General features: G+C 70.3%; 2 protein-coding genes and 1 pseudogene. 2 read left to right on the top strand and 1 reads right to left on the bottom strand.

The genetic code is table 11. From position 1 onward, the window contains the following. The first annotated feature begins 272 nt into the window (after window positions 1-272). Both groES and groL read left to right on the top strand, forming a co-directional pair. Window positions 273-581, top strand: coding sequence for a co-chaperone GroES (gene groES / locus C1I97_RS33615; protein ID WP_111006804.1), 309 nt, complete (start codon window positions 273-275; stop codon window positions 579-581). A 113-nt stretch (window positions 582-694) separates the two neighbouring features. Further along, the gene (gene groL / locus C1I97_RS33610; RefSeq protein WP_111006803.1) at window positions 695-2320 is read left to right on the top strand and encodes a chaperonin GroEL; all 1626 of its coding nucleotides are present in this window, start codon (window positions 695-697) and stop codon (window positions 2318-2320) included. A 185-nt stretch (window positions 2321-2505) separates the two neighbouring features. Here the strand turns inward: groL and C1I97_RS33605 are convergent. Further along, window positions 2506-3439, bottom strand: a pseudogene (locus C1I97_RS33605) (DEAD/DEAH box helicase); the annotation flags it as partial.

Genomic DNA, 3439 nt, shown 5'->3' with positions numbered 1-3439 from the left:
GTCTGGGGGCGGCAGCCCCCAGGGCCGGTCACTGCAAGAAACGGGACCTTGCGCAGACGCTCAGAACAAGGCACCCCCGGCCGACGCGCCACGAGGCAATTGGCACTCCGCTTGACCGAGTGCTAATCGCGGTCATAGTCTCAGGTCTGGCACTCCCCCCTGGAGAGTGCCAACAAAGCGACGGGCAGGTCCGGCACCCGCGACGACGGATCGACCTGGTCGCCACCTCAGACAGTTAACCCCGTGAGATCTCCGAAGGGGGAGGTCGGATCGTGACGACCGCCAGCTCCAAGGTTGCCATCAAGCCGCTCGAGGACCGCATCGTGGTCCAGCCGTTGGACGCCGAGCAGACCACGGCCTCTGGCCTGGTCATTCCGGACACCGCCAAGGAGAAGCCCCAGGAGGGCGTCGTCCTGGCCGTGGGCCCGGGCCGCTTCGAGGAGGGCAACCGTCTTCCGCTCGACGTCAAGGTCGGCGACGTCGTGCTCTACAGCAAGTACGGCGGCACCGAGGTGAAGTACAACAACGAGGAGTACCTCGTTCTCTCGGCCCGCGACGTGCTCGCGATCATCGAGAAGTAAGTCACCTCAGCACCCCTGCTGTGAGCTGCGCCCCTGGCCCCCGCGACCGATAACAGGCCGGGCGCCCGGGGCGCAGTGTCTTTCCATCAGATTCCGAGAGGGCTCCCGCTGCCATGGCGAAGATCCTGAAGTTCGACGAGGACGCCCGTCGCGCCCTCGAGCGCGGCGTCAACAAGCTTGCCGACACGGTCAAGGTGACGATCGGCCCCAAGGGCCGCAACGTCGTCATCGACAAGAAGTTCGGCGCCCCCACCATCACCAACGACGGCGTCACCATCGCCCGCGAGGTCGAGATCGAGGACCCGTACGAGAACCTCGGCGCCCAGCTGGTGAAGGAGGTGGCGACCAAGACCAACGACATCGCGGGTGACGGCACCACCACCGCCACCGTGCTCGCCCAGGCGCTGGTGCGCGAAGGCCTGAAGAACGTCGCCGCCGGCGCCTCCCCGGCCGCCCTGAAGAAGGGCATCGACGCCGCGGTCAAGGCCGTCTCCGACGACCTGCACGCCTCGGCGCGCCCGATCGACGAGAAGTCCGACATCGCCGCCGTGGCCGGGCTGTCCGCCCAGGACCAGCAGGTCGGCGAGCTCATCGCCGAGGCGATGGACAAGGTCGGCAAGGACGGCGTCATCACCGTCGAGGAGTCCAACACCTTCGGTCTGGAGCTGGACTTCACCGAGGGCATGGCCTTCGACAAGGGCTACCTGTCGCCGTACTTCGTGACGGACCAGGAGCGTATGGAGGCCGTCCTCGACGACCCGTACATCCTGATCCACCAGGGCAAGATCTCCGCGATCGCGGACATGCTCCCGCTCCTCGAGAAGATCATCCAGGCGAACGCCTCGAAGCCGCTGCTGATCATCGCCGAGGACGTCGAGGGCGAGGCCCTGTCCACCCTGGTCGTCAACAAGATCCGCGGCACGTTCAACGCCACCGCGGTCAAGGCGCCCGGCTTCGGCGACCGCCGCAAGGCGATGCTGCAGGACATGGCGATCCTCACCGGCGCCACCGTCATCTCCGAGGAGGTCGGCCTCAAGCTCGACCAGGCCGGTCTGGACGTCCTCGGCTCCGCCCGCCGCGTCACCGTCACCAAGGACGACACCACGATCGTCGACGGCGCCGGCAAGAAGGAGGACGTGGAGGGCCGCGTCGCGCAGATCAAGGCCGAGATCGAGAACACCGACTCCGACTGGGACCGCGAGAAGCTCCAGGAGCGCCTCGCGAAGCTGGCCGGCGGCGTGTGCGTGATCAAGGTCGGCGCCGCCACCGAGGTGGAGCTGAAGGAGAAGAAGCACCGTCTGGAGGACGCCATCTCCGCGACCCGCGCCGCGGTCGAGGAGGGCATCGTCTCCGGTGGTGGCTCCGCGCTCGTCCACGCCGTGAAGGTCCTGGAGGACAACCTCGGCAAGACCGGCGACGAGGCCACGGGTGTCGCGGTCGTCCGCCGCGCCGCCGTCGAGCCGCTGCGCTGGATCGCCGAGAACGCCGGCCTCGAGGGCTACGTCATCGTCTCCAAGGTGGCGGAGCTGGAGAAGGGCAGCGGCTACAACGCCGCCACCGGCGAGTACGGCGACCTGATCAAGGCCGGCGTCATCGACCCGGTGAAGGTCACCCGCTCCGCCCTGGAGAACGCCGCCTCCATCGCCTCCCTCCTGCTCACGACCGAGACCCTGGTCGTCGAGAAGAAGGAAGAGGAGGAGCCGGCCGCCGGGGGCCACGGCCACGGCCACGCCCACTGAGCCGCTCCGCTGAGCTGAGCCGAATCGCCGGTGCCCGGCACCCCTTCAGGGGTGCCGGGCACCGGCGTTCGGGATCCTGCCCCGCGGGGTTCCGATGCCGGGTGCGGCTCGACTGCGGTTGCTCGCGCAGTTCCCCGCGCCCCTTGAAAGCAGTTGCCACCGCGTTCCCTGGGAAGGCGCCGCCCTCAGCCCTCCTGCCGGACGACGAACCGCACGGTCTCCGCCAGGACCGCCCGTGCGCCCGCCTCGTCCGCCAGCCGGGCCGCCAGGGTGGCCTCCGCCAGCCGCCCGGGCAGGGCCTCGGCGAACTTCAGGCCGCGTACGGCGCGGACGTCGACCTCGGGCAGGGTGAGGCCGGCGCGCGCGTCGGCCAGCGCCGCCTGCCAGGCCTGCGCCGTGAGGTCGTCGCGCAGGGCGATGAACCGGTCGTCCACCCGCCGGTGCGGGACCGTGACGGAGGAGAGGGAGGCCGCCAGGGTGGCGTTCGCCCGGTGTCCCGCCCAGGTCCACCAGCGCACGTCCCCGTCCCCGTCCCGGGTGATGAGCGTGCCGCCCGGGTGGACGACGTGCAGGTGCGCCTCCCGCGCCTCGGCGAGCCGCGCCGTGGCCCGCCGGGTGAGGACCACCGGCGGGTCGCTGCCGAGCAGCACGTCACGAGCGGCCCGGGTCAGGGCCCGGGAACGGACGCGCACCGGCCCGAATCCGCTCCACTTGGCACGCCCGCCCTCGTCCGCCGGCTCCACGAAGCAGCGCCGGCGCCGCCAGTCGATGTAGGTGACCAGCCAACTGCGGCCTGCCAGCAGCAGCTTGCGGGGCCCTTCCACCTCCTCGGTGAGCAGATCCGGGTCCGTGCGGCCGATCTCCGTGCGCCCGCTGAGGACGGTGAACTCCGGGGGCGCGGTGAACGAGGCCGTGAGGTTCATGAAGTGCCGCTGCCCGAAGCGGCGTTCGGCCTCCGGGCCGATGAACAGCGTGCCGCCGTCCCGCTCCAGGTAGCCCTGCTCGACCAGATGCCGTACGACCGGTTCCGCCGCCGTCCCGAACGGGTTCAGGCCGCCCCACCACTCCTGCCACAGGTTCTCGCCGACGCGGTGCTCCTGCAGGCACAGGGCGAGGATC

The sequence above is a fragment of the Streptomyces sp. NTH33 genome (assembly GCF_003236365.1).
Classification (GTDB): Bacteria; Actinomycetota; Actinomycetes; order Streptomycetales; family Streptomycetaceae; genus Streptomyces.
Note: the sequence above shows the minus strand (reverse complement) of the source record. Positions and strands in the feature narration are given on the sequence as shown.

Bases quoted from the DNA above. Each gene is read 5' to 3' on its own strand.
- groL (WP_111006803.1), top strand. From the start codon at position 695: ATGGCGAAGATCCTGAAGTTCGACGAGGACGCCCGTCGCGCCCTCGAG.